Origin of the sequence: Streptomyces sp. NPDC127098 (assembly GCF_042722465.1) — a bacterium.
In the GTDB taxonomy this organism is placed as follows: domain Bacteria; phylum Actinomycetota; class Actinomycetes; order Streptomycetales; family Streptomycetaceae; genus Streptomyces; species Streptomyces millisiae.
On record NZ_JBHXFJ010000023.1, the window covers coordinates 40,845 to 63,976 of the forward strand.

21 protein-coding genes and 1 pseudogene are annotated in these 23,132 nt (G+C 73.6%); 13 read left to right on the forward strand and 9 right to left on the reverse strand.

Going from position 1 to position 23,132, the window contains the following annotated elements; all coding sequences use genetic code 11:
• Nucleotides 1-10 precede the first annotated feature (10 nt).
• The 5 genes from ACFWI8_RS16950 to ACFWI8_RS16970 are packed head-to-tail and all read left to right on the forward strand — an operon-like array spanning nt 11 to nt 6,077.
• Nucleotides 11-994: a LacI family DNA-binding transcriptional regulator gene (locus tag ACFWI8_RS16950; protein ID WP_387091557.1), complete on the forward strand. Its 984-nt coding sequence runs from the start codon at nt 11-13 to the stop codon at nt 992-994.
• A gap of 47 nt (nt 995-1,041) precedes the next feature.
• The gene (locus ACFWI8_RS16955) at nt 1,042-2,253 is read left to right on the forward strand and encodes an extracellular solute-binding protein (RefSeq protein WP_387091560.1); all 1,212 of its coding nucleotides are present in this window, start codon (nt 1,042-1,044) and stop codon (nt 2,251-2,253) included.
• Nucleotides 2,250-3,137 carry a carbohydrate ABC transporter permease gene (locus ACFWI8_RS16960; RefSeq protein ID WP_387091563.1) on the forward strand — a complete coding sequence of 296 codons (888 nt, stop codon included), beginning with the start codon at nt 2,250-2,252 and terminating at the stop codon, nt 3,135-3,137. Before ACFWI8_RS16955 ends, ACFWI8_RS16960 begins: the two co-directional genes overlap by 4 nt.
• Before the next feature lie 5 nt (nt 3,138-3,142).
• Nucleotides 3,143-3,979, forward strand: coding sequence for a carbohydrate ABC transporter permease (locus ACFWI8_RS16965; protein WP_387091565.1), 837 nt, complete (start codon nt 3,143-3,145; stop codon nt 3,977-3,979).
• Between the two features lie 43 nt (nt 3,980-4,022).
• Nucleotides 4,023-6,077, forward strand: coding sequence for a TIM-barrel domain-containing protein (locus ACFWI8_RS16970; protein ID WP_387091568.1), 2,055 nt, complete (start codon nt 4,023-4,025; stop codon nt 6,075-6,077).
• Between the two features lie 4 nt (nt 6,078-6,081).
• Here the strand turns inward: ACFWI8_RS16970 and ACFWI8_RS16975 are convergent, their stop codons facing one another.
• Nucleotides 6,082-6,921: an arylamine N-acetyltransferase gene (locus ACFWI8_RS16975; RefSeq protein ID WP_387091571.1), complete on the reverse strand. Its 840-nt coding sequence runs from the start codon at nt 6,919-6,921 to the stop codon at nt 6,082-6,084.
• Between the two features lie 34 nt (nt 6,922-6,955).
• Nucleotides 6,956-7,453, reverse strand: a complete 498-nt coding sequence (locus ACFWI8_RS16980) for a YbaK/EbsC family protein (protein WP_387091573.1) — start codon at nt 7,451-7,453, stop codon at nt 6,956-6,958.
• Nucleotides 7,454-7,736: 283 nt separating this feature from the next.
• Here ACFWI8_RS16980 and ACFWI8_RS16985 point away from each other — a divergent pair, with 283 nt between their 5' ends.
• Entirely contained in the window at nt 7,737-8,210 is a 474-nt protein-coding gene (locus ACFWI8_RS16985; protein WP_387091576.1) for a nuclear transport factor 2 family protein, read from the forward strand.
• Between the two features lie 10 nt (nt 8,211-8,220).
• On the opposite strand, the gene ACFWI8_RS16990 is transcribed toward ACFWI8_RS16985, so the two are convergent.
• Both ACFWI8_RS16990 and ACFWI8_RS16995 read right to left on the reverse strand, forming a co-directional pair.
• Nucleotides 8,221-8,568 carry a YybH family protein gene (locus tag ACFWI8_RS16990; protein ID WP_387091675.1) on the reverse strand — a complete coding sequence of 116 codons (348 nt, stop codon included), beginning with the start codon at nt 8,566-8,568 and terminating at the stop codon, nt 8,221-8,223.
• A gap of 99 nt (nt 8,569-8,667) precedes the next feature.
• Nucleotides 8,668-9,054 (reverse strand): annotated as a pseudogene (locus tag ACFWI8_RS16995) (YybH family protein); the annotation flags it as partial.
• 177 nt (nt 9,055-9,231) lie between these two features.
• On the opposite strand from ACFWI8_RS16995, the gene ACFWI8_RS17000 reads away from it, so the two are divergent.
• The 7 genes from ACFWI8_RS17000 (at nt 9,232) to ACFWI8_RS17030 (ending at nt 15,380) form a co-directional block, all read left to right on the forward strand.
• Nucleotides 9,232-9,738: a SigE family RNA polymerase sigma factor gene (locus ACFWI8_RS17000; protein WP_387091579.1), complete on the forward strand. Its 507-nt coding sequence runs from the start codon at nt 9,232-9,234 to the stop codon at nt 9,736-9,738.
• Between the two features lie 10 nt (nt 9,739-9,748).
• Nucleotides 9,749-10,150 (forward strand): cellulase, encoded by a 402-nt coding sequence (locus ACFWI8_RS17005; protein ID WP_387091581.1) that lies wholly within the window; start codon nt 9,749-9,751, stop codon nt 10,148-10,150.
• Nucleotides 10,147-11,370: a mannosyltransferase family protein gene (locus ACFWI8_RS17010; RefSeq protein ID WP_387091583.1), complete on the forward strand. Its 1,224-nt coding sequence runs from the start codon at nt 10,147-10,149 to the stop codon at nt 11,368-11,370. The genes ACFWI8_RS17005 and ACFWI8_RS17010 overlap by 4 nt, the downstream gene beginning before the upstream one ends.
• Nucleotides 11,371-11,607: 237 nt before the next feature.
• On the forward strand, nt 11,608-12,294 hold the full coding sequence (locus ACFWI8_RS17015) for a hypothetical protein (protein ID WP_387091585.1): 687 nt from the start codon (nt 11,608-11,610) through the stop codon (nt 12,292-12,294).
• Entirely contained in the window at nt 12,291-13,241 is a 951-nt protein-coding gene (locus ACFWI8_RS17020; protein WP_387091588.1) for a copper resistance D family protein, read from the forward strand. The genes ACFWI8_RS17015 and ACFWI8_RS17020 overlap by 4 nt, the downstream gene beginning before the upstream one ends.
• A 65-nt stretch (nt 13,242-13,306) precedes the next feature.
• On the forward strand, nt 13,307-14,470 hold the full coding sequence (locus ACFWI8_RS17025; protein ID WP_387091590.1) for a plastocyanin/azurin family copper-binding protein: 1,164 nt from the start codon (nt 13,307-13,309) through the stop codon (nt 14,468-14,470).
• Nucleotides 14,471-14,591: 121 nt separating this feature from the next.
• Nucleotides 14,592-15,380 carry a cupredoxin family copper-binding protein gene (locus tag ACFWI8_RS17030; protein ID WP_387091593.1) on the forward strand — a complete coding sequence of 263 codons (789 nt, stop codon included), beginning with the start codon at nt 14,592-14,594 and terminating at the stop codon, nt 15,378-15,380.
• A gap of 7 nt (nt 15,381-15,387) precedes the next feature.
• Here ACFWI8_RS17030 and ACFWI8_RS17035 read toward each other — a convergent pair whose 3' ends face one another.
• From ACFWI8_RS17035 to ACFWI8_RS17055, 5 genes are all read right to left on the reverse strand, one after another.
• Entirely contained in the window at nt 15,388-15,915 is a 528-nt protein-coding gene (locus tag ACFWI8_RS17035; RefSeq protein WP_387091678.1) for a DUF4396 domain-containing protein, read from the reverse strand.
• A gap of 90 nt (nt 15,916-16,005) precedes the next feature.
• Nucleotides 16,006-17,256: an MFS transporter gene (locus ACFWI8_RS17040; RefSeq protein ID WP_387091680.1), complete on the reverse strand. Its 1,251-nt coding sequence runs from the start codon at nt 17,254-17,256 to the stop codon at nt 16,006-16,008.
• 50 nt (nt 17,257-17,306) lie between these two features.
• Complete coding sequence (locus ACFWI8_RS17045) at nt 17,307-18,419, reverse strand: PLP-dependent cysteine synthase family protein (protein WP_387091596.1); 1,113 nt, start codon at nt 18,417-18,419, stop codon at nt 17,307-17,309.
• Between the two features lie 196 nt (nt 18,420-18,615).
• Nucleotides 18,616-18,969 (reverse strand): hypothetical protein, encoded by a 354-nt coding sequence (locus ACFWI8_RS17050; protein ID WP_387091599.1) that lies wholly within the window; start codon nt 18,967-18,969, stop codon nt 18,616-18,618.
• Nucleotides 18,970-19,148: 179 nt separating this feature from the next.
• A complete protein-coding gene (locus tag ACFWI8_RS17055) occupies nt 19,149-23,075 on the reverse strand; it encodes a glycoside hydrolase family 2 TIM barrel-domain containing protein (RefSeq protein ID WP_387091601.1) in 3,927 nt (1,308 codons plus the stop codon).
• Nucleotides 23,076-23,132 lie beyond the last annotated feature (57 nt).

Sequence of the window (23,132 nt, forward strand, 5' to 3'; positions counted from 1 at the left end):
GGGGCAGGGCATGGTCAGCATCACCGAGGTCGCTCGGCACGCCGGTGTCGCGGTCAGCACCGTGTCCTACGTGCTCAGCGGCAAGCGCCCCATCTCGCCGCCCACCAGGCAGCGGGTGCTGGACAGCGTCATCAGCCTCGGCTACCGGCCGCCGCGCGGGACGAGGGCGGGGATCGTCGGCCTCGCGCTGCGCGTCGACGACGGCACGCACCGGCCGCTGCTGGCCGAGTTCATGCTCTCGGCGAGCGTCGCCGCCCGCCGGCACGGCCGCAACGTGCTGCTGCTGACCGAGGAGGAGGAGCACGGGCTGCTCGACGCCGCGCTGCTCGACGGGCTGATCCTGATGGACATCGAGGTCATGGACCCGCGCCTGGACACCGTCCGCCGGCTGCCGGTGCCGACCGTGCTGCTCGGCCTGCCGCGCGACCCGGCGGGCCTCGCCTGCGTCGACCTCGACTTCCGGGCCGCGGGCCGGCTGTGCGTCGACCACCTCGCCGACCTCGGGCACCGCGAGGTCGTCCTGCTCGGCGCCCCGCCCGCCGCCTACCGGCGGCGGGCCGGATTCGCCGAGCGCACGGTCGCCGGCGCGCTGGAACAGGCCGCGGCCAGGAACGTCAGGCTCACCCACCGCCCCACCGAGGGCGACTGGGACGCCACCGCCGGCACCCTCACCCGGGTGCTCCAGGAACGACCGGGCGCCACCGCGCTCATCGTGCAGAACGAGGCCGCCACCCCGCACCTGGCGCCGCTGCTGCGCGGCTACGGCCGGGCCATCCCCGAGGACCTGTCCGTCGTGGTGCTCGGCTCGGACGCCGTGGCGACCGCCGGCACCCCGCCGCTCACCTCCGTCGCGGTGCCCGCCGGTGAGATGACCGCCACCGCGATGGACCTGTTGATGACCGAGCAGGGACCCGACCCGGGGCCCGTCCTGCTCACCCCCCGACTGACCGCCAGGGGAAGCACCGCGCCGCCCGCCCCGGGCCGCGCCGACTGAGATCCCCACCACCGCACGTTTCGGAGAGCCACCCCCATGGACCAGCCATGCCCGCCCGCCGTTCCCTAGCCGCCACCGCCACCGCCGCCGTGCTGGCCACGGTCCCCGGCTGCGGCCTGATCACCGCGCAGACCGGGCCCAACACCCTGACGGTCGCGGACTACTACACCGCCGAGCCCGGCAACACCGCGCTCACCGAGATCCTGCGCGCCTGCGGCGAGCAGACCGGGGTCACCGTGGTGCGCGAGGTCATGCCGCGCTCCCAGCTGGTGCCCAAGCTGCTCCGCGACGGCGCTGCCGGCACCCTCCCCGACCTGGTGCTCAGCGACAACCCGGACCTCGCCAAGCTGGCCTCGACCGGGGCGCTGCTGCCGCTCGACGGCCACGTCGACACCGAGGGCTTCTACGACAGCGTGCTCGCGGCCGGCAGCTACCAGGGCGAGCTCTACGGCGTCGCGCCCGGCGTCAACGGCCTGGCACTCTTCTACGACCGGGCGGTCTTCGCCGACGCCGAAATCGAACCGCCCACCACCTGGGAGGAGTTGCGTGCGGCGGCCGCCGCGCTCACCGAGGGCTCGCGCTACGGTCTCGCGCTCTCGGCGATCGGCACCGAGGAGGGCACCTGGCAGTTCGAGCCGTTCCTGTGGGGCGCGGGCGCCGAACTCACCGACCTGGACTCGCCGCAGGCCGTCACCGCCCTCACCTTCTGGGCCTCGCTCTTCTCCGACGGCTCGGTCTCCGCCTCGGCGCTCAACTGGCAACAGTCCGACGTCGCCGAGCAGTTCGTCGGCGGACACGCCGCCATGATGATCAACGGCTCCTGGCAGCTCGCCGCGCTCGACGCCGAGGAGGACCTGGACTACGGCGTGGTGCCGCTGCCCACGCCGAACGCCGGCGACCGGCCCGCCACCCCGCTCGGCGGCGAGACCTGGGCCGTGCCGCGCGGCGAACGGCAGGAGCAGGCCGTCGAGTTGCTGGACTGCGTACTGTCCCCCGACCACATGTACGAATGGGCGCGGCTGCGTGCCGACGTGCCGGCCCATCCGGACGTGGCCGAACGACTTGTGGGTGAGCAGCCCGACCTGGCGCCGTTCGTGGCCAGCGCCCCGAGCGCCGAGGCCCGCACCGTCGACCTCGGCACCGGCTACCCGGCCGTGTCGCAGGCGATATCCACCGCGCTGCAGCGGGTCGCCACCGGGCAGCTCGACCCGGCGGAGGCCCTGGCCAGGGCCCAGCGAGAGGCGGCCGACGCATCATGACCATGACCCCGCGCCTGGCCAGGCTCAGCTTCTACGTGCCGGCCGTGCTCTACCTGGCCGTGTTCTTCGGCTACCCGCTGGTCGCCAACGTCGTGATGTCCTTCCAGGACTACACGGTGACGTCGTTCTACGACGGCGGCGCCCCCTTCACCGGCCTCGACAACTACGCCGAGGTGTTCGGCGACGAGCTGTTCTCCACCACCCTGTGGAACACCCTGGTCTTCACCGTCGCCTCGCTGGCCTTCCAGTTCGCCATCGGCCTCGGCCTCGCGCTGTTCTTCCGCCGCCACTTCCCGCTGGCCGGCGTGCTGCGCGCCCTGCTCCTGCTGCCCTGGCTGCTGCCGCTGCTGGTCTCCGGCACCGTCTTCCGCTGGCTGCTCGACCAGGACTACGGCGTGCTCAACCACGTCCTGCTGAACCTGCGGCTGATCGACGACCCGGTGCCGTGGCTGGTCAGCCCCGACCACGCGATGGCCGCCGTCGTCATCGCCAACGTGTGGATCGGCATCCCCTTCAACATGGTGATCCTCTACGGCGGCCTCACCTCCATACCGCCGGGGCTCTACGAGGCCGCGGCCCTGGACGGCGCGGGCGCCTGGCAGCGGTTCCGGCACATCACCTGGCCGCTGCTGCGCCCGGTCACCTCCGTGGTCCTGATGCTCGGACTCGTCTACACCGTCAAGGCGTTCGACGTCGTCATGGTCCTCACCCAGGCGGGCCCCGCCGACGCCACCCAGCTGCTGTCCACCTGGTCCTATCAACTCTCCTTCACACAACTGCACTTCGGTCAGGGAGCGGCCGTCGGCAACGTGCTGATCGTCATCGCCATGCTGTTCGCGCTCGTCTACCTGCGGGCCGTGCGCCGCGAACAGGCCGGGAGGTAGCCACCATGTCCATACCCAGAGCGACGACGGGCGCCCGCCGCCTCGGCCTGACCCTGCTGGCGCTGCTGATCGTCGGCGTGCTGCTCTTCCCGCTGTACTGGATGTTCAACGCCTCGCTGCAACCGAGCCACGAGCTGCTGAGCATCCCGCCCCGCTGGTTCCCCGACCACCCGACGCTGGACGGCTACCGCGCCGCGTTCGACTCCCAGGGCCGGCACCTGGTCATCAGCCTCTTCGTGGCCTGCGGCAACGTGCTGATCACCCTGGCCCTCGCGGCGCCGCTGGCCTGGGCGTTGGCGAAGTTCCGGCTGCGCTACGCGGCGCTGCTGCTCTTCGTGCTGCTGATCGTGCAGATGCTGCCCGGCATCGTGAAGGCCAACTCGCTCTTCGAGCTGTACAGCGAACTCGGGCTGCTCAACAACACCATCGGCCTGATGTTCGCCCAGTCCACGCTGTCCGTGCCGTTCGCGGCCGTGCTGCTGCGCGCCCAACTCCGGGAGATCCCGGCCGAGGTGGTGGAGGCGGCGGCGCTCGACGGCGCGGGCGCCTGGCGCACCTTCCTGCGGATCGTCGTGCCGATGAGCCGCAACAGCGTGATCACCGCGGGCCTGTTCGCGTTCCTCTTCTCCTGGGCCGACTTCCTCTTCGCCGTCACCCTCACCTCGCGGGACGCGATCACCCCGGTCACCGTCGGCATCTACCGCTTCGTCGGGGCCAACGCCACCGACTGGAACGCGCTGATGGCCTCCGCCGTCCTCGCCTCGGTGCCGGCCGCCGTGCTGCTGGTGGTCGCCCAGCGCTACATCTCGGTCGGCCTCACCGGCGGCTCGGTCAAGGACTGACCACCTTCCATCCCCCACCGCACCATCTGGAGAGCACCACACCATGCCGAGCACCGACCCGGGCGCGACGTTCACCGAGTACGCAGGCGGCCTCGAATGGACCGGCGAACACGAGACGTTGCGCGTCGAACCCTGGGGCCCGGACGCGGTCCGGGTCCGCGCCACCCTCGGGCCGATCCGCGACGACATCCCCGGCGCGCTGCTGGAACGCCCCGCTGGCCGGGCCGAGATCACCGTGCCCGACCTGACCGGGCTCACGGTGTTCGCCAACGGACTCGGCTCGCCCACCGACCCCGTCCCGCCGGCCCGCCTCGTCAACGGCCGCCTCACCGCCGAGCTCACCGTCGACGGCCGGCTGCGGTTCGTCCGCACCGACGACGGACGGGAGCTGCTCGCCGAGCGCCGCGCCCACTTCTGGTGGCCGGGCACCCGCGTGCACACCCCCGTCGGCCACGGCTACCGGCGCCTCGAACAGCACTTCGCCGCGTACGAGGGCGAGCGGCTCTACGGTCTGGGCCAGCACCAGCAGGGCCGTCTCGACCGCAAGGGCACCGTGCTCGACCTGGTGCAGCGCAACACCGAGATCTCCATCCCGTTCGCGCTCTCCAACCGCGGCTACGGACTGCTGTGGAACAGCCCGGCCGTGGGCCGCGTCGAGCTGGTGGAGACCGGCACCCGCTGGGTCGCCGACGCGGCCCGCCAGATCGACTACTGGATCACCGCCGGCGACACCCCGGCCGACATCCTGCGCTCCTACGCGGACGCCACGGGCCACGCCCCCGAGATGCCGGAGTGGGGGACCGGCTTCTGGCAGTGCAAGCTCCGCTACCGCACCCAGGACGAACTGCTCGCCGTGGCCAGGGAACACAAGCGGCGGGGCCTGCCGATGTCGGTGATCGTCGCCGACTTCTTCCACTGGACCAGGCTCGGCGACTGGCGCTTCGACCCGGCCGAGTGGCCCGACCCGGCCGCCATGGTCCGGGAGTTGGCGGACCTCGGCATCAAGCTGATGGTCTCCATCTGGCCCTCCGTCAACCAGTCGAGCGACAACTACGACGAGTTGGCGCGCCGCGGCCTGTTCGCCGCCAACGAGTACGGCACCGCGGCCCACGCGACGTGGGTCGACAAGGGTGCCGACCACCGGATCACCGTCTCCTTCCTCGACCCCACCAACCCGGCCACCCGGGCGTTCGTGTGGGAGAAGGTCCGCGCCAACTACCAGTCCCTCGGCATCAACCTGTGGTGGCTCGACGCCTGCGAGCCGGAGATGAAGCCGGCCCACCCGGCCAACCTCCGCTACCACGCGGGCCAAGGCCAGGAGGTCGCCAACCTCTATCCGAGGGAGATCGCCCGCACCTTCCACGAGGGCATGGCCTCCTCCGGCGACACCGACGGCATGTCGTTCAGCCGCTCTGCCTGGGCCGGCAGCCAGCGCTACGGCACCGCGGTCTGGTCGGGCGACATCGGCACCGACTTCGCCGCGCTGCGCGCCCAGATAGCCGCCGGGCTCAGCATCGGGATCTCCGGCATCCCCTGGTGGACCACCGACATCGGCGGCTTCCACGGCGGCGACCCGGACGACCCGGCCTACCGCGAGGTGCTGGTCCGCTGGTTCCAGTTCGGCGCCTTCTGCCCCATCTTCCGGCTGCACGGCTTCCGGCTGCCGTGGCTGCCGCTCGGCGGCGCGATGACCGGCGGCCCCAACGAGGTCTGGTCCTACGGCGAGGAGGCGTACGACATCATGGCGCGCTACCTGGCGGTGCGGGAGCGTATCCGCCCCTACGTGGGCGAGCAGATGCGCACCGCGGCCCGCGAGGGGCTGCCGGTGATGCGGCCGCTGTTCCTGGAGTTCCCGGACGACGACCGGGCCTGGACCGTCGCCGACCAGTTCCTGCTCGGCCCCGACCTGCTGGTGGCCCCGGTCACGGAGGCCGGCGCCACCAGCCGGGAGGTCTACCTGCCGGCCGGGGCGACCTGGACCTGCGCCTGGACGGGCGAGGCCTATCCGGGCGGCGCCACCGTGGCGCTCGACGCGCCGCTGGACCGGATCCCGCTGCTGTTGCGGGACGAGGCCCGACTGCCGATCGCCGGGGAGTGACCCGTCACCGGCGCGCCGCCGCCTCCCACTCCTGGTGTGCGGCGCGCACGCGGTCCCACAGCGCCGCCCGCTCGGGGGCGGCGACATCGGTCAGGTTCAGGTGGAACACGTCGGCCAGTACGTCGTACCAGTCGTCGGCCGAGTCGATGGTCCGCTCGTCCGTGCTCTGGGCGTCGATCCGGCGCAGCACGCAGCCGCGCAGCATGTCCACGCCCTTGGCGTCGCGGAGCTGGGCCTGGAGGACCCGGACGAACCCGGACTCGGGAGACGTGGACAGCCGGTGGTGCTCCGCGGCGAAGGAGGACAGCTCCACGGGCTCCGGCGCGAAGACCATCGCCGTGAAGGCGCCGCGGGGGTCGTGGGCGAACCGCCAGCCGCCGGGCACCACCGTCGACGGGGCCATCGCGTAGGTGAAAGGACCCTGGGTGTAGGTGCCCTCGCGCAGCGGCAGCGGCTCGTACATCCCGCCGGCGAGCCCGGTGTCGACCAGCCACCGCTCACCGTCGAGCCCCACGGTGAGCGCGAGGTGGTCGCCGCCCGGGCCCTCGGGGTCCTCGACCTCGTCCTGCACCCCGGCCCGGTGCAGGGTCACGTCGTAGCCGAGGGCCTTCAGCAGCGCGGCGAAGGCGCCGTTGAGGTGGAAGCAGTAGCCGCCGCGGCCGCGCAGGATCCGGGCCACGGACTCCGCGGCGCCGATGCCCGACGGGCGGCCCAGCTGGTTGTCGAGGGTCTCGTAGGCGACCCGCTCCACCTGTGCCCGGTGCAGCGCCCACAGCGCTTCAGCGGTCGGGGCCGCCGGCCGGTCCACCCCCAGCACGGCCAGGTACCCGTCGACGTCGATCATGCTCTTCCCTCATCTGTTCGAACTGGTGAACAGACTAGTCGCCGGAGGATCCCTGCCCCACGTCGACCGGATCACCGCCGGTCAGCGTGACCAGCTGGGCGAACGTCGTGCGGAGCATGGCGTGCGAGACACCGGCGCCCGCCCACACCTCGGGGTGGTCGGCCAGCGCCGTGTCCACCAGGGTCCGCAGCGGCGCGGGATGACCGACCGGCGCCACGCCGCCGACCAGCTGCCCGGTGGCCTGGAACACGAACTCCGGGGTGGCGCGCCTGACCTTGCGCACCCCGAGGTGGCGCGCGGCCTTCTTCACGTCCACCCGGTGGCCGCCGCTGGCCACCACCAGCAGCGGCGCGCCGTCGGCCTCGAAGACCAGGCTGTTGGCGATCGCCCCCACCGGGCAGCCCAACTGCTCGGCGGCGGCCGCCGCGGTGGGCACCTCGGTGGCCAGCTCGACGATCTCGTCCGCGTGGCCGGCACCGACCAGGGCCACCCGCACGCGCTCCAAGGCTGATGTCGCATCCGTACTCGTCACAGGGCGCGAGCGTAGCCATCCGGCCAGCGCCCGGCAAAGGCGCACCGCGCGGTGCGCGCGGGATGGGCCCGCGGCGGCTCCGCCACCGGGTGCCCGGCGCCTCGCACGGGGGCTTGTTTCCCCACCCACCCGCCCTCCGCGCGGTGCGCGCGGAATGGGCCGGCGCCCCCGGCCCGCGGCGGCTTCGCCGCCGGGCCACGCGGCCTCTGCCGCGCGACGACGCGGCGTCGTGGCTCGAAAAAAGCGATGTCGGCGCTCGGCCCGTCGCTGCTAGGACTGGGGGATGGACCTCGAATCCCTCTCCCCGACGGATCGTCTCATCGCCGAACGCGCCTGCGAACGTCTGATCGTCGAGCTCGTCCACCGGCTCGACCTCGGCCGACCGGAGACGGTCGCCGAGCTGTTCACCCCGGACGGCGTCTGGGAGTGGCCGGCCGGGGACCGCCGCGTCGAGGGGCGCGAGGCGCTGCGCCGCTACTTCGGCGGCCGGCCCGCCGACCGGCTCTCCCGCCGGCTGTGCACCAACATCCTGGTCACGCTCACCTCCCCCACGACCGCGACGGCGACCTCCTACCTGACGACCTACCGCGTCGACGGCCACACCGGCGGCCTGCTGCCGCCCCGGCCGCCCACCCAGGTCGGGCACTACGAGGACACGTTCCAGCGGCGGGACGGCGAGTGGCTGCTCGCCCACCGCACCCTGTTCCTCGCCTTCGGCGGGCCGACCGAGCGGCTGGGTCGGGCCGAGCGCGGCTGACCGGCCGTCGCTACGGGGTCAGGTCCGTCCTCGCCTCTCCGGTCTCCGGGTCGTAGGGGTATGACAGGTGCTGGTGGACCGCCACCCAGTCGCCGTCCCGCCGCTGGAACACGCGGGTGCCGCGGGACCAACTCTCGACCGGCGTGCCGTCCTCCGCCTCGGCCGTCATCCGGTTGAGGCCCCAGGCGACCGCGAGGTCCCCGTCGACCAGCACCCGCATCCCGGGGACCTCCCAGCCGACCGGCCCGGACGACGCCGCGAGCCCGCTCCGGCAGACCTCCCGGACGCGGTCGACGCCGACATGCTCCAGCGGGGCGTCGTGCTCGTAGGAGACGACGTCGTCGGCGATGTGGGCCATCAACCCGTCCAGGTCCTTCGCGGCGGTGTCGTCGAACCAGTCCCGGTGGATCGCCCGGATCCGCCGCTCGGCGGTCTCCCGCTCGGCCTCCGGGGCGTGGGGGAAGGAGTGGTGTTCGTGCGCGACGACCCACCGGCCGTCCTCCTTGCGGAGGCCGAGGGTGAGCCGCAGCCGGTTCTCCGGGCTCTCGGCCAGCTCCTCGGGGGTGCCGCAGCGCAGCAGGGCGTGCGCGAAGGCGACGTCGTCACCCGCGGTCACCTGGAGGGACTCGATCTCGAACGAGGCGCCGCCCGCCTGCCAGGTGAAGAACGGCGGCCAGACGGCGCGGTAGGCGTCGATGCCGCGGACGCCCTCGTAGGGCGGCGGCACGTCGAACATGACGATGTCGTCGGCGTGGTCGGCGAGCACGCCGGCCATCTCGCCCCGGTGCACGGCGGCCGCCCACCGCTCCACCAGGGTCCTGATCTCTCGCTCGTCCTCGGGCATGTCGTGGCTCCCCACACGAGGTGTCCTGTTCCTCCGCGAGTACCGACTCTCCACGGCACGCGAACTCATCGTGACCGCCGCGCCGTGATCAGCGTCACAGCCGTTGGGCGCATAGCGGAACGGGTGCCAGTGTCTTCCCCGTGATGGAGGCATCCGGCGAGAGCAAGGACAGCGTGGATGGAGCAGGCTCGGGCCGGTGAGTTCGACGAGTTCGTGACGGCCCGCTGGTCGAGGCTGCTGCACCTCGCCCGGCTGCTCACCGGAGGCGATCGGCACCGCGCCGAGGACCTGGTGCAGGAGTCCCTGGTCAAGCTGTGGTTCGCCTGGCCGAGGGTCGCCGACGAGGCCCCCGAGGCCTATGTGCGCAAGGTGATGGCGCGGGCGGCGGCCCGCTCGGCGCGGCGGCGCTGGTGGGGCGAGCGCCCCGTGGCGCAGCTGCCCGAGCCGCCGGCCGCGGGGGACGTGTCCGCGACCGTCAGTGAGCGCTCGCGGCTCGAGGCCGCGCTCGCCCAGTTGCCGCCGAAGCAGCGGGCCGCGGTGGTGTTGCGCTACTACCAGGACCTGTCCGAGGGCCAGGTGGCGGGCGTCCTCGGGTGCCCGGTGGGCACGGCCAGGTCACACGTCGCGCGCGGCGTGGCGCGGCTTCGGCGGCTGCTGGCCGACGTCATCGAGCCGGTGGGCTGAGGGAGAGGCCATGGACCAGACGAAGCAGACGGAGCAGCACGACCAGTTCGAACGGCGGCTGGCACACCTGATGCACAGCGCCCCGGGGCAGGCCCCGTTCGAACCACGGCACCGCGAGCGCCTGATGGCCGGGGTCCGCGCCCGCCGCCGCGCCCGGGCTGCGCGCAGGGCGGCCGGTTCGGTCCTGGTCGCCTGCGGGCTCGTGCTCGGCCTCCTGCTGCTGCCCGACACCCTCGCCGGCGACGGGTCAGGACCCGCCGACCCCCGCCCCGCGTCCACGCCGTACCACCCCGAGCCCTCGGAGACCTCCGACGCGACCGAGGCCCCGCCACCGCCGGCGGACACCCGGGAGGCCACGACCCGGGACGACGCCACCGTCTCCGGTACGGAAGACGGATCGGACGCCCCGTGAGGAACACGACGCTGATCCCCCGACAGGACGTGGGACCTCGGCCCCACCACGCCGCGGGTCCCGCCCCCCGGCGCCGGCCGCGCGACCTGCTGACCCCCACCGACCTGCGGGTGCTGCGGCTCTACCTCCTCACCCGGCTCGGGCTGTGGCTCGTCACCTACTGCAGCACCTGGCTGGTCCCCGGGCGGGACGCCACCACGCCCGTCTCGTGGCTGTCCCGCTGGGAGCAGTGGGACTGGGGCCACTACCAGCACATAGCCGAGCACGGCTACTTCGGCGCCATGGCAGGCGTCGAGCCGGCCGAGAACAACCGGGTGGCGTTCTTCCCCGGCTTCCCGCTGGCGCTGCGCGCCGTGCACGCCGTCCTCGGCGACTGGACGGTGGCCGGCCTGCTGATATCGCTGGTCAGCGGCGCGGTCGCCGTGGTGGCCCTGGCCCGGATCGCCGGCCTCGACCGGGCCGACGGCGCCCTGGCCGGCCCACGCGCCGCGGCCTTCCTGCTGCTCTCGCCCACCGCCGTCTTCCTCGCGGCCGGCTACACCGAGGCCCTGTTCCTCGCGTTCGCGCTGCCGGCCTGGCTGGCGGCGAAGAACCGCCACTGGCCGCTCGCCGGTCTCCTCGCCGCGGCCGCCACCACCGTCCGGATCAGCGGCCTGTTCCTGGCCGCCGCGATCCTGGTCGAGTTCCTGCTCGCCCACCGCGGCCACCCCTGGGCCCGCCGCCTGCGGGCGCTGCCCTGGATCGCCCTCCCGGCACTCCCGGCCGCCCTCTACACCGGGTACCTGCGCCTCAGGACCGGCGACTGGATGGCCTGGAAGCACGCCCAGGAACGCGGCTGGAACCGGGAGTTCCACTCCCCGGTCGAGGCGTTCGGGAACACCTGGCGCGCCGCCTTCGACCACGTCCAGACCACCGGCTTCGCCCTCGGCTTCCAGCTGGAACTGATCGCGATGGCCGTCGGGCTCGCGCTGCTCGTGGTGCTGCTGGTCCACCGCCGCTGGCCGGAGGCGGTGTTCGTCGCCCTCAACCTCTGGGCCCTCGGCACCTCCTACTGGTACCTCTCCGTCCCCCGCGCCGCCCTCCTGTGGTGGCCCCTGTGGATCGGCCTCGCCCACTGGAGCCTGCGCCGTCCCTGGGTGCGCGAGGCCTATCTCGTGGTGGTGGCGCCCCTGATGGTCGTCATCACCGTCCTCTTCACGTCGGGCCGCTGGGCCGGCTGAGCGGCCGCGCGGCGGTGGTGTGCGGGGCCTCGGCACCCACGCACCTCGTCTTCGCAGTGCGGGCCTTTCCTTCGCGCCGAGAGCACGCCTTCACGGAACCCGACGAACTCACAGCTCACCGTCGGTGAGAGCGGAGTGGCTGGCAACCCCGGCTTAATCGACGTGTAGTTGGCGCGAATTCGCGCTCCGGTCGACTCGTGACCCGCCCATGGAGCAGCTCATGTCAGGAGGCGTGTCATGCCGTTCTTCGCCCGGGCCGTGTGGCCCCGGGACCATCGGGACGAGATCGTCGCCGGCGCCCTGGTCGGCGCGGTGGTGATCGTCCTCGGATACGCCTCCGGGATCGGCCTCACCGCGCGGGACGACGGCGCGCGCTCCGCGGCGCCGCCCCCGGCGGCGACCGAACCCCCCGCCGACCCGGAACCAGAACCCGAGCCCGAACCCGAGACGGGACCCGAGCCGGAAGACGACGGGTCAGGCGGCCTCGGAGCGGGCGGCGGCTTCGGCGGCGGTGGCGGTGGCGGTGGCGGTGGCGGTGGCCTGCCCGTCCAGCAACCGTCCCCCGTTCCCGACCCCGGGACCGACGCCGGGCACGGGGAACACAACCCGTCGCCCATCGTGCCGGGACCCGACGCCCCGGAGAGCCCCTCCGCCCCGGAGTCGCCCGAGGACCCCGAGGACCCCGAGGTCCCCGAGAACCCCGAAGAATCCGAGGACGCCTGCCCGGAGGGCGAGGTACGGCTGGTGGCCCCGGTGCTCACCACCGTCGTCGACACCGTCACCGGCCTGCTGGACGGCCTGACGGGCCTCGCACCCGCCCCCGCCGTCCCCTCGGCGGAGCCGCCCCCGCTGTGCACCGGTCTCGAACCGCCGTCCGACGACCTGCTGACCGCCGCCGAGGACGCCGCGGAGCCGGCCCGGTGACCGGCGGACTCGTCGCCCACGGCGGGCCGGCCGCCGCCGACCCCGCCGTCCGCGACTGGCTCGCCGTGGCCCACGGCGCCGGCTATCTCGGCCTGGCGCTGTTCGTGGGCGGGCTGGCGTTCCTCGCCCTGCTCTGGCCGGACGGCGGCACCGACCGCCGAGCCCGCGCCGCGCTCGTCGGCGCCTGGCTGACCGGCCTGGCCGGCACCGTCGCGACCGCGGGACTCGAGGGCGCCTACGCCACCCGCGGCTCCCTCGGCGACGCGTTCACCCCGGGCGCCTACCGGGCCGTGCTCGACACCGACCCCGGGGTGGCGCTCGCCGCCCGCGGCCTGCTGTGGGTGCTCGCCGCCGTCGTGCTGGCCACCGTTCTCCAGGGCGGCGCGGCCGCCGCCAGGTCGCCCGGCTGGCGGGTGGGCGCCGCGGCCGTCGCCCTCGGGCTGCTGCGGGCCACCGGAATGTACGGCCACCCGGCGGAGGGGCCCGACCCGACGCTCGGTCAGCTCGCCGACCTGCTGCACCTGCTCGGCGTCTCGCTCTGGATCGGTGGCCTCGGGCTGCTGCTGGTGGCGGTGTTGCCGCGCCGCAGTCCTGAGGAGCTGGCGCGGGTGGTGCCCGCCTACTCACGCCTCGCGGCCGGCTCGGTGGCCGTCATCGCGCTCGCCGGCCTCGTCCTGGCCTGGCAGGTGGTGGGCACCGTCGACGCCCTGCTCGGCACCTCCTACGGCCGGCTGCTCGTGGCCAAGGTCGCGCTGGTCGGCGCGGTGCTGCTGGCCGCCCTGTTCAGCCGCCGCTGGGTGCTGCGACGGCTCGACACCGCCGTGCGGCTCGGCGGCGACGCCGCGACCGTCCGGCCCTTCGTCTACTCGGTCGCGGCCGAGACGGCACTCGTGCTCGCCGTGCTCGCCGCGACGAGTGTGCTGGTCACGTCCACTCCGGGCCGCTGACCCGCCTTCCCGCGTCGGCCGGCCCTCGGCCGACGCGTCCCCCTCCGAGAGGAGTTCGTTCCGACATGACCGACAACGACAGCCCCGACGCCGGCGGCGGGACCCGGCGGCGCGAACCACCGCGCCCCACCGGCAACCGGACGCTCCTGATCGCCGGCCTGGGCGCCGCGCTCTCGGCCGTGCTCTGCCTGGGCGTGCTCCAGAGCACCGGCTCGGGCGCCGCCCCGGCGCCCGCCGCCGCACCGGTGGCCGCCGCCGCACCGGTGGCCGCCGCCGCACCGGTGGCCGCCGCCGACACCGAGCCGGCGGCGGAGCCGGCCGCGCCCGTCGCCGCCGTCGACGACGAGCAGCCGAGCACCATGGCCGACCAGGTGGTGGAGATCGCGGACTACGCCTACGGCCCGGCGGCCCTGACCGTCAGTGTGGGTGACACGGTCACCTGGGTGAACAACGACTCCGCGCCACACAACGTCGTGACGACGTCGGGGCCCGCGGCCCTGGAGTCCGGCACGCTGGAGACCGGCGACAGCTGGTCGTTCACCTTCACCGAGGCCGGCACCTACGAGTACTACTGCTCGATCCACCCGAACATGACCGCGGCCATCACCGTCGTCGAAGGCGACGGCGGCACCACGGGCGGCGGCGACAGCGGTGGTGACACGGGCGGCGACACCGGTGGGGACAGTGGCGGCGACAGCGGCGGCCACTCCTCCGGCGGGGGCCACTCCGGCGGCTCGGCCGACGGCGGCACCTCCGGCGGCGGATCCTCCTCGGGCGGCACCTCCGGCGGCGGATCCTCCTCGGGCGGCACCTCCGGCGGTTCGACCGGCGGCTCCACCGGCGGCGGTGGCGACGAGGAGGACGAGGACGAGGAGGCCTGCCGCAGCGTCGACGAGGTGCTGGTGCCGATCCTCGAACACCTCGACTCCGCGCACCTGGAGCGCTCCCTCAGCGGCCAGGTGGAGGACGCCCTGGACCTCGACCAGTACGTCCAGACCCACACGGCCTGGGTCGCGAGCATCCTCGACCCCCTGGCCGAGGGCGCCGGCGGCGTCCTGGACGACACCCTGACCGTCCTCATGGACCACATCAACGGCGCCCACCTCCAGACCCCGCTCAGCCAGCAGATCGCGGAGGCGCTCGACGTCGACGACTACGTCCAACTCCACACCGTCTGGGCGCAGAACCTGCTCCAGCCGGCCCGTGACTACCTGATCGACAACTGCTGACGACCACCGACAACCCCTGAGGGTGCGTGCCGGGCCGGCCGAGTCGCAGTCGGCCGGCCCGGCAGCACCCTCCATCCTGCCCGGCCCCCGCCGCCCGCTCCACCCGCTCAAGGTGACCGAGATGACGAAGCCGCTGCCCTCTCCCCCGATCCGCCCCGGCCGCCGCCTCCGCGCGGCCGGACGCGCCCTGCTGGCCACGCTGCTGCTGGCCGCCGCCCTGGTCCTGCCCCTCGCCCCGACCCCGGCCCGCGCCGCCACCCACGAGGTGGTCATCGCCGACTACGCCTACGGGCCGGCCACGTTGACCGTCTCCGTCGGGGACACGGTGACCTGGACCAACCAGGACACCGCTCCGCACGACGTGCTGACCACCGCGGGGCCGGTCGCCGTGGACTCCCCCATGCTGGAGCAGGGCGACCAGTGGAGCTACACCTTCACCACGCCCGGCACCTACGACTACTACTGCACCGTCCATCCCGACATGACGGCCCGCGTCGTGGTCGAACCGGCACCCGAGCCGACCACCCAGGCACCGGCTCCGGCCCCCGAGCCGGAACCGGAACCGGAGGACCACGGCGGTGGCGGCCACGACGAGCACGAGTCGGAGCCGGCGCCCACGTCCGCCCCGCCCGAGACGGAACACGGGACAGAACCCGAGCCGGACCCCACGACCGGTACCGAAACCGAAACCGAGGCCGAACCCACCGAGTCCGGGGCCCACGCCCACGACGCCTCCCCGACGCCCGCCTCGCCCACCGCGGTGGCCGTGGAGCCGGCCGCCGCCGAGGAACGGCTCGATCCCCTCCTGCTGGTGACGGGCGCGGTCGCCGGCATCGCCGTGCTGTGCCTCCTCCTCGTCGGCTCCCGCACCGCCGCCGCCCGCCAGCAGCCGCCCACCGAGGCCGACTGACGGGCGCTCAGTGGTGGTACTGGTGGACGACCGCGTGCCCCTTGCCCCGGCCGATCAGCCACCGGTTCACGGGAGTCGTCACCAGGAAGGCCACCGCGAAGGCCAGGGCGAGCGCGCCCCAGAACAGGCCGTCCGACAGGTGCGCCTCCATCGCGCCGGGCACCAGCAGGAGGACGCCGTTGTCGACGATCTCCATGACCGTGATGGACAGGGTGTCGGCCGCCAGCGCGATGCCGATCGCGGCCGACAGGGCGACGCCCGCCCTGGTGACGGCGTACAGCGTCAGCGAGTAGCCGAAGAAGAAGGCCAGCGCGATGGCCAGCACCATCGTCGGCGCGTTCCCCCAGCCCAGCGCGGTCCCGATGACCATGCCGAGCACCTCGCCGATCGCGCAGCCGGTGAGGCAGTGGAGCGTCGCCCTGACGGCCATGCCCCATCCGACCGGCGCGCCCCCGGCGGTCGGGTGGGGCCCGTGCTGCCCGTGGTCCTGGTGGTGGTGCGCGGGCGCCTGCGCGTCGTCGGCCTCGTGCCGCATGGGATCACCCCTCGGGTCGGTGGCGACTGTCTCGCCGGGCACCGAAACTATACCCCTCCGGGGTATATTCCACCAAGGGGCTTCCGGCCGTCAGACCGGGACGGGCCGCGGCTCCGGGGCGGCCGGCGGAGCGAGGCGGCCCGACCGGTGGAGGAGCAGGACGGCGCCGCCGCACGTCACGCCGAGGGCGAGCAGCGCGACCCACGGCAGCGCCGCCAACCCCGCCTCGCGCGCGGCGTCGAGCACGGCGCCGGTCAGCAGGTTTCCCAGCGTGATGCCCACCCCGCAGACGGTGTTGTAGAGGCCGTAGTGGGTGGCGACCTGCCGGTCGCCGGAGAGACGGACGATGGTGTCCATCTCGAACGGGTAGGCGATCATCGTCCCCACGGCGAGGAGCAGCGCGGCCAGCGTCGAAGGGGCGGTCGCCAGCAGCCACCGGCCGACGCCGTCCTGCTGCCCTGGCACGGCGCCGGCGGCCAGCAGCGGCACGAAGGCCAGCCCCATCGTCGTCACGCCCAGGGCCAGCGCCCGGCCCGGCGCCATCCTGGCCCGGCACCAGGCGGTCACCCTCGTCTGCCCGAGGATCGTGGCGAGCCCGGAGACCGCGAACAGCACGGCCACCGCCGCCGTGCCGGCCTCCCCCTCGCCCCCGAGCCGTCGTACCTCGAGCGGCAGCGCCAGATAGACCTGGAACGAGAGGACGTACGAGCCGGTCATGGCCGTCGAGAAGAGCAGGAACGGCCGGTTGGCCACGACGCTCACCCAGCGCGACCAGACGCTCCCCCGCTCGCCGGCGCCGCCGCCCGGCGGGGCGTCGGCGGCGCCGCGGGGCGGCAGCGCGCGGATCTGCACAACGCTGAGCGCGCCGAAGACCGCGGCGGACGCCAGGCAGGTGACGCGGAAGTCGATGCCGGTCAGCGCCATGCCCACGAGCGGCCCGAGCAGGATCCCGGCCTGGTAGCAGACGTTGAACAGCGCGAACGCCTCGACCCGCCGTTCCCCCGCGTCCGCCGCCAGGTAGGCGCGGACGGCCGGGTTGAACAGCGCGCCGGCGAACCCGGTGGCCGCGGAGGCGGCGAGCAGCGCGGGCAGTGAGTCCACCAGGCCGAGGGTGGCGAAACCGGCGGTCCGCAGCGCGCACCCCGCCACGATCAGCGGCTTGTAGCCGTACCTGTCGGCCAGCGTCCCGCCGACCAGGAACATGCCCTGCTGGCTGAAGTTCCGCACCCCGAGCACCAGGCCGACCAGCCATCCCGCGAGGCCGAGCGTCCCCGAGAGGTGGCCGGCCAGGTAGGGCATGAGCATGTAGAAGCCCAGGTTGATGGTGAACTGGTTGACCATCAACAGCCGGACGCCGCGCTCGTGGGAGCGAAGCTGCCTGATCACGGAGGTCACCTGGACTCGCCCTCCTCGTCGTCGTGCCGGCCGAGCGGGTCGGTGACGTGCGCGCACCGGGTCCAGCGCGTCGCCTCCTTCTCGTCCTGGCGGTCCACCGTCTCCGGCTCCGCCGCCGGTGGCGCGTCGAGCAGGCCGTGGGCCGCGCAGTAGTCGTCGTGGTAGACGGTGTCGAGGTAACGCTGCGGGCCGTCGGGGAAGACCGCCACGACGCGGGCCTCGGCGGGTCGGGTCCTGGCGAACCAGCCGGCGACCAGGGCGACGGCTCCGACGCTCCAACCGCCGGTGGCGTAGTGCGAGGCGGCGAGCCGACGGCAGGTCCACACCGCCTCGGCCGGGGCCACCCAGTGCACCTCCGAGAAGTGCTCGTACGCCACGTTGCTCGGGTGGATGCTCGACCCCAGGCCGCGCATCAGCCGGGGCCTGGCGGGCTGGCCGAAGATCGTCGAGCCGACGGTGTCCACGCCGACGACGGTCAGCTCCGGGTAGAGCTGCCGCAGGACGCGGGAGATCCCGGCTGAGTGGCCGCCGGTGCCGACGCTGCACACCAGCACGTCGATGTGGCCGAGCGAGGAGGCGAGTTCGAGGGCGAGCGGGGTGTAGGCCGAGACGTTGTCGGGGTTGTGGTACTGGTCAGGGCACCAGGAGCCAGGATGGCGTGCCAGCAGCAGCCGCACCCGGTCGCGGCGGGCCTGCTGCCAGCCGCCGGCGGGGTGCGGCTCGGACACGACGTCGACCTCGGCGCCGTGTGCCGTCAGCAGCCTGGTCAGTGAGCGTTCCAGGCCGGGGTCCGTGACCAGGGTGACCGGGTGGCCGTACACCAGGCCCGCCAGGGCCAGGCCGAGGCCGAGCGTGCCGCTGGTGGACTCGATGACGCGGCCTCCAGGCCGCAGCTCGCCCCGGGCCCGGGCCCGTTCGACCATGTGCAGGGCGGTGCGGTCCTTGATGCCGCCGGGGTTGAAGCCCTCCAGCTTGGCCCAGAAACCACGGCCGGTCGGGGTGAAGGGCTCCGCGATCCGCAGCAGCGGGGTGTTGCCGACCAGACCGGGCAGCGCGGAGCGGCCGGTCGGGGCGGTCTCGGGGGATGCGGTGACGGTCTGAGAGGTCATGGTCTCGCTCTCGGAGGGCAGGGATCGGTACGGAGGCGCGCCGGCACGGCGACGGGGAAGCCGGCGGACGCGGGCGGGCGGAGACGGCCGTCGACCGCGGTGGGAGACGGCGCGCCTCGGCGCGGAAGGAAACGGGAAGCCCGGAGGCGGCGGAGCCGCGCGGAGGTGCGGCGGTGGAGGGACGCCGCGCCGAGGTCTAGATCCGCAGGATCGCCGTGACCGCCGAGCCGGCGGCGGGACCCGCCGGCCGTGGCCGGTCCCCGAGGGCGGTCGGGAAGGCGTCGGGCGGCGGGAGCGGCGCCCGATCGGTGACCGCCGGGCCCGGCTGCGCCAGCCCGGGGCCGGACTGCGGCTGCCCGGCGGCGCACGAGTCGGCCGACTGGTACGAGCCGTGGCCCTCACGCGGCCGCTCGGTCGTGTCCTCCGCCGCCGCCTGCTCGGTCTGGCCGTCGCAGACCACGGGGGTCGAGCTGCCGGGGGCGAGGTGGGCCAGCACGCCTTCCGCGCTGACGCCGTGCATGTAGACCAGCGCGAGCAGAAGCGCGCTCACCCACAACAGGCGCCCGGGACGGGTCCGGGAGCGGACCCGCGCCGTGACGGTGAGAGACGAGGCCGTGACCACGCGGTGACCCTAACACCCCGTCAGAGAGGCTGGCGCTGTCGCGCGGGGCAATCCGGCGGCACCGTCGGCCGAGGGCCCCCGCCCAGGGGCGGGGGCCCTCGGCGTGCTCAGTCCAGCGCCGTCGGGCGGCGGGTGGCCGCCGTCGCCTCACCGACGTCGGCGAGCGGCCGCAGTCGGTAGGTGTAGGCGTACTCCCGGTCGGCGAACAGCTTGAACTCGTCGTGCGTGTGCGCGCCCCAGCTGTCGTCGCCGCCGACGCCCATCTGGCGGTGGCTCACCCGCAGCACGACCTCCTCCCTGGGGTCGAGCTGGTAGTCGTGCCGCCTGCCGACCGACAGGTCCTCGGGCGTGAAGTGGGAGGCGTTGATCTCCAGCAGCGGCTCGCCGGAGACGAGCAGCCCCGCGCCGGTGTCGTCCGTCAGCGCCGCCCACCGCACGTCCGTCCGGCTGCCGTTCTCCTGCGGGCGGATGTACGGGGTCCACTGCTCGGCGACGGTGGACGAGTACCGGCCGACGTCGGTGCCGTTGGCGCGGTCCCACTGGTTCTCCTCCGGGCCCCGGCCGTAGTAGTGCAGGGTGGTGAGCCGGCCGGGCAGGAACAGGAGCGTGCCGACCTCCGGGATGTAGGGGAGGCTGGCGGCGCCGGGGCGCAGCGTGTGGTCGACCCTGATCTCGGCGTTGCCGAAGACGGTGTAGGTCGTGGTGTAGGTGGACCGCACGGTGGTGGGCAGGGTGCCCTCGACGGCGATCTCCACGGCCCGGTCCCGCAACGCCCGCACCCGCACGCCGGTCACCGTCCGGTCGGCGCCGGCGTCGCGCCAGGTCTGGTTGCGGAGGTGCTGGCCGTTGCCCCGGTCGTTGTCGGTGGGCGCGCGCCAGAAGTTCGGCGCGGGCCCGGAGTCGACCAGTCGGGCGCCGCCTGCCTCGTAGGAGGTGATGGTCCCGGTGCCCTTGTCGATGGTGACGGAGAAGCCCTCCCCGGTGACTGTCACGGCCGTGTCGCCGTCCTCGTGGCGCAGCGCCGGCACGGAGTCCAGCGGGCGCGGCGTCACGGCGGGCGCGCCGGCGTCGACGGGGAGCTGCTGCCTGGCCACCTCGAATCCGGCGTCCGCCCACGGCGTGCGCTCCCGGGTGGTGAAGGACAGTTCGAGGAAGTACTCGGCGCCCGGCGCCGGGTCGGCCGGCAGCCGCAGCGGCACGGTGATCTCCCGGCTCGACAGGGGCGGGATGTCGAGCTGGGAGCGGCTGAGCCGGCCCCGCCGGGCCACCTCGCCGTCGAGGACCAGTGCCCAACTTCCTTCGAACTCTCGGAGGTTGGTGAAGAGGTACTCGTTGGTGACGGTGATCAGGCCGGCGGCCGCGTCTCCGTCCGTCGCGGTCACGTTGATCGCCTGGTAGACCCGCTTGACCTCGGCGGCCTTGCCGGTGTGGCCGCGGTCGGCGGTGACGACGCCGTCGGCGACGAACGCGCCGTCGTTGGGGTTGTCGCCCCAGTCGCCGCCGTAGGCGAGGAACGTCGGCCGGTCGGGATCGATCCGGGTGACGTCGACGGTGGCCGCGTCGAACCAGAACCGCACGCCGTCGTCGCCGGGACCGCGCTCGGCGGAGGCGAGTTCGGCCACCGTCAGCGCGCGGGCGTAGACGCGTGCCCGCCGCACGGTGCCGCTGAACTCCCGGGTCTGGCTGTCGGCGTCGGTGGCGAGCGCGAGCGGGGCGGCGGTGACGTCCGGCCGCCGGGTCGTGCTGGTGGTGGCCCGCGCCTGGCCGTCGACGTGCAGGGTCAACGTCCCGGCCGCCGCGTCGAAGACGCCCGCCACGTGGTGCTCGGTGCCGGTCCAGTCCGCCGGCACCGGCCAACTGGCGGTGACCCACTGGCCGCCCGAGTGGATGAAGAACTCCAGGGACCGGCCGGTCACCTTCAGGGCGTAACTCGTGTCGCCCTTGGCGAGGACGGGCTGGTGGCCGCCGGTCACGTGCTGGGTGACCCATGCCTCGAGCGTCAGCGAGCCGGTGATGTCGAGCCCGGCGTCGCGCGCGAAGACGGTGCCACCGAAGACGCCCGTCTCGCGGTCGAAGCGGCCGCTCGGCGCGAGCAGTTCGCCCCGCAGCCCGGCGGGACCCGCCTCGGTGAAGACGGTGCGGGCGGGCGTGGGCCAGACCAGCGACTGGTCGGCGAAGTCCCAGATCCAGCCGCCCTGGAGCACGTCGTGGCGGCGGATGATGTCCCAGTACTTCTTGAAGTTGCCCGTCGAGTTCCCCATCGAGTGGGAGTACTCGATCAGCACGAACGGCCGGGTGTCGGCGGTGTTCCCCGCGCGCTGCTCGACCTGGGCGGGCCTGGTGTACATCTCCGAGCGGATGTCGCTGATCTCGGGGCGGTCGTCGCCCTCGTACTGGATGACGCGGGTCGGGTCGTAGCCGCGGATCCAGTCGCGCATGGCGACGAAGGTGGAGCCGCCGCCGGCCTCGTTGCCCAGCGACCAGATGACGGCCGAGGCGTGGTTCTTGTCCCGGTGCACCATGTTCCTGGCCCGGAACAGGCAGGCCTCGGTCCAGTCCTGGTGGTCGCCTGGGTACTCGTCGCGGATGCCGTGCGTCTCCAGATTGGTCTCGTCGACCACGTACAGGCCGTAGGCGTCGGTGAGTTCCAGCCACAGCGGATTGTTCGGGTAGTGCGAGGTGCGGACCGTGTTCATGTTCATCCGCTTCATGACCTCGATGTCCCGCACCATGTCGGCGCGGGTGAGCGACATGCCGCGCTCGGGGTGCATCTCGTGCCGGTTGGTGCCGCGGAACGACACCGGCCGCCCGTTGATCCGCATCAGCCCGTCCCGCAGCGCGAACTCGCGCAGGCCGACCCGGTGCGACAGGGTCTCGACGACCCGCCCCGCCGGGTCGCGCAGCCGCAGCACCGCCGTGTAGAGATACGGGTGCTCCGCCGACCACAGCCTCGGCCGCGGCACCGCCCTGGCGGCCCACACGGTGACGTCCTCGCCGGCCGGCACCGAGCCGACGTCGACGCGCTGGCTCAACGGCCGCGACCACACGGGGTCGCCGCCGGCGTCGTACAGCTGCGTCTCCACGGTGTACCGCCCGGTGGCGGCGTCCTCGGCGTAGGCCCGCACCGACGCGGTGACGGCCAGTTCGGCCGCCGTGTAGTCGTCGCTCAGCGGGGTGTCGAGCTTGAAGTCCCGGAGGTGGACCACCGGCGTCGAGAAGAGATGGACCGAGCGGAAGATGCCGCTCAGCCGGATCATGTCCTGGTCCTCGAGCCAGTCGCCGTCGGAGTAGCGGTAGACCTCCACCGCGATCTGGTTGGTGCCGCCGCGCAGGTGGGACGTGATGTCGTACTCGGCCGAGGTGAAGGAGTCCTCGCGGTAGCCCACCGGCTCGCCGTTGACCCACACGTAGAACGCCGACTTGACGCCCTCGAAGTGCAGGAACACCCGCCGCCCCGACCACCCCTCCGGGACGGTGAAGGTGCGGCGGTACTGGCCGACCGGGTTGTACCGGGTCGGGGCGAACGGCGGCTGGGCCTCCTCCCCCAGGCCGTTGGGACCCCACCACGGATAGGTGATGTTGACGTAGATCGGGCGGTCGTAGCCGTGCAGTTGCCAGCAGGAGGGCACCGGGATGGTGTCCCAGGAGCTGTCGTCGAGGTCGGTCCTGTGGAACTCCGGATCGCGGTCCTCCGGGCGGTCGGCGTAGGCGAACTTCCATGTCCCGTCGAGGTCGAGACGCCACGGCGACCTGGTCCGGTCGCCGGTCAGGGCCTGCTCGACGTCGGCGTAGGGCATCAGCGTGGTGTGCGGCGGCTCGGCACCGACGTCGAAGACGGCGATGTTGTTGTTCCACTCCGGGTAGCCGTTGGCCGGCGGCTCCCAACCGGCCCGCCCGACGGCGCGGGCGGTGCCACCGCCGACGACCCCGCCGAGCGCGAGCGCGCCGAACCCGGCGGCCCCCACTTCCAGGAGACGTCTGCGGCTCACGGCCCGGACGGGCCGGTCGTCGGAGTGCGCGTGCGAGTGCGACATGTCTGGTGGCCCCTTCATCGATCTCGAACAGGAACGAGCGGGGGAACGCGCCAGAAA

What these genes read in the sequence shown, in the direction of transcription:
- ACFWI8_RS16950 (WP_387091557.1), top strand. Translation starts at nt 11, where the DNA reads ATGGTCAGCATCACCGAGGTCGCTCGGCACGCCGGTGTCGCGGTCAGC.
- ACFWI8_RS16955 (WP_387091560.1), top strand. Translation starts at nt 1,042, where the DNA reads ATGCCCGCCCGCCGTTCCCTAGCCGCCACCGCCACCGCCGCCGTGCTG.
- ACFWI8_RS16960 (WP_387091563.1), top strand. Translation starts at nt 2,250, where the DNA reads ATGACCATGACCCCGCGCCTGGCCAGGCTCAGCTTCTACGTGCCGGCC.
- ACFWI8_RS16965 (WP_387091565.1), top strand. Translation starts at nt 3,143, where the DNA reads ATGTCCATACCCAGAGCGACGACGGGCGCCCGCCGCCTCGGCCTGACC.
- ACFWI8_RS16970 (WP_387091568.1), top strand. Translation starts at nt 4,023, where the DNA reads ATGCCGAGCACCGACCCGGGCGCGACGTTCACCGAGTACGCAGGCGGC.
- ACFWI8_RS16975 (WP_387091571.1), bottom strand. Translation starts at nt 6,921, where the DNA reads ATGATCGACGTCGACGGGTACCTGGCCGTGCTGGGGGTGGACCGGCCG.
- ACFWI8_RS16985 (WP_387091576.1), top strand. Translation starts at nt 7,737, where the DNA reads ATGGACCTCGAATCCCTCTCCCCGACGGATCGTCTCATCGCCGAACGC.
- ACFWI8_RS16990 (WP_387091675.1), bottom strand. Translation starts at nt 8,568, where the DNA reads ATGGCCCACATCGCCGACGACGTCGTCTCCTACGAGCACGACGCCCCG.
- ACFWI8_RS17000 (WP_387091579.1), top strand. Translation starts at nt 9,232, where the DNA reads ATGGAGCAGGCTCGGGCCGGTGAGTTCGACGAGTTCGTGACGGCCCGC.
- ACFWI8_RS17005 (WP_387091581.1), top strand. Translation starts at nt 9,749, where the DNA reads ATGGACCAGACGAAGCAGACGGAGCAGCACGACCAGTTCGAACGGCGG.
- ACFWI8_RS17015 (WP_387091585.1), top strand. Translation starts at nt 11,608, where the DNA reads ATGCCGTTCTTCGCCCGGGCCGTGTGGCCCCGGGACCATCGGGACGAG.
- ACFWI8_RS17025 (WP_387091590.1), top strand. Translation starts at nt 13,307, where the DNA reads ATGACCGACAACGACAGCCCCGACGCCGGCGGCGGGACCCGGCGGCGC.
- ACFWI8_RS17030 (WP_387091593.1), top strand. Translation starts at nt 14,592, where the DNA reads ATGACGAAGCCGCTGCCCTCTCCCCCGATCCGCCCCGGCCGCCGCCTC.
- ACFWI8_RS17035 (WP_387091678.1), bottom strand. Translation starts at nt 15,915, where the DNA reads ATGCGGCACGAGGCCGACGACGCGCAGGCGCCCGCGCACCACCACCAG.
- ACFWI8_RS17040 (WP_387091680.1), bottom strand. Translation starts at nt 17,256, where the DNA reads ATGGTCAACCAGTTCACCATCAACCTGGGCTTCTACATGCTCATGCCC.
- ACFWI8_RS17045 (WP_387091596.1), bottom strand. Translation starts at nt 18,419, where the DNA reads ATGACCTCTCAGACCGTCACCGCATCCCCCGAGACCGCCCCGACCGGC.
- ACFWI8_RS17055 (WP_387091601.1), bottom strand. Translation starts at nt 23,075, where the DNA reads ATGTCGCACTCGCACGCGCACTCCGACGACCGGCCCGTCCGGGCCGTG.